General features: G+C 28.1%; 1 protein-coding gene and 1 pseudogene. Both read right to left on the bottom strand.

The window, feature by feature from the left end; genetic code table 11:
- Positions 1-716, bottom strand: a pseudogene (locus BKK47_RS12180) (sugar transferase); the annotation flags it as partial.
- An 18-nt stretch (positions 717-734) separates the two neighbouring features.
- Positions 735-1,059 (bottom strand): glycosyltransferase (locus BKK47_RS12535; protein ID WP_158074776.1); only part of this gene is annotated, 325 nt, incomplete at its 5' end.

The following is a 1,059-nucleotide window of genomic DNA, read 5'->3' as shown; positions in this document are numbered from 1 at the left end:
TTATTTCTCTTACTTAGCAATTTATTTTCTAGAGTAAATAAATTTACTCTAGCATCAAAATTTTGATAAAGAATAGCCTGAGTAAAATCGTATTGCTTTAGTACAGGCACAAACAAAACTTCTTTATTATTTTTAGTATTAGCCTCAATAATTTTATCTAATTTAGCAGGTTCCACATTAGCACTAGAGATAAATAATGCTTCATAATTACCACGATAAACAATAACATAACCCGTATACGAAGAATTAAATAGCCGCATATCTAAGTCAGTTAACTCTCCAAAAACTTTTACTTTTTTCTTCCAAAGCCCTATTTCAAATAATTTTACCTTCATAAAAAGGCGACCTAATGGGAGAAACAAAAATGAAAAAAGAAATGTTAAAATTAGCACAGTTCTAGAATAATACTCAATATTCTTTCCTAAAGCTAATGTTGAAAACACAACAACAAAAGAAATAATACAAATCTTTAAAATAAGAAAAGATTCTTGCCAAAAATCATAGCGTCTATGATATAGTCCAAAATACGCAAATAACATAGTAATTATTACATATGGAAATGGATATGTCACATAATCAATGTATGAAACCTGCTGAAATTGAATGAATGCATCTAACACTTCGTTACGAATAAATACTGATAAAAAAATAGATAAAAAAATTATAAAAAAATCAGTCAAAAATATAATTAAGGATGAAAAATAACCTTTATTCATATGCCAACCTCTTTTCAATTATTTGACTATTTGATTCAATCTCAATAAAAATCTATCAACATAACTCTCCCAATTGTACTCTTTTACTCTAAGATGGGCATTTTCTGCAAGTTTTTTATATTCTAAGGAACTTAAAGATAACGCTTTCCTTAAGGTATCTGAAACAGTTTTTTCAGAGCAGTTCTCCAGATAAAACCCAAAATCAATATCTACTCCAAATTCTGCAACAAACTCCATATAAGCAGGAACAATTATTGGTGTAGCAAAATACATAGCTTCAATTGTAGAAGAATAACCAGCCCATATAGGCGTAGGATTCACAATATATTTAGCAGAAGATATT

This window comes from Rodentibacter mrazii, from assembly GCF_001998825.1.
Lineage (GTDB): Bacteria > Pseudomonadota > Gammaproteobacteria > Enterobacterales > Pasteurellaceae > Rodentibacter > Rodentibacter mrazii.
The sequence above is the reverse complement of the archived record's forward strand: the minus strand, read 5'-3'. Positions and strand labels throughout refer to the sequence as shown.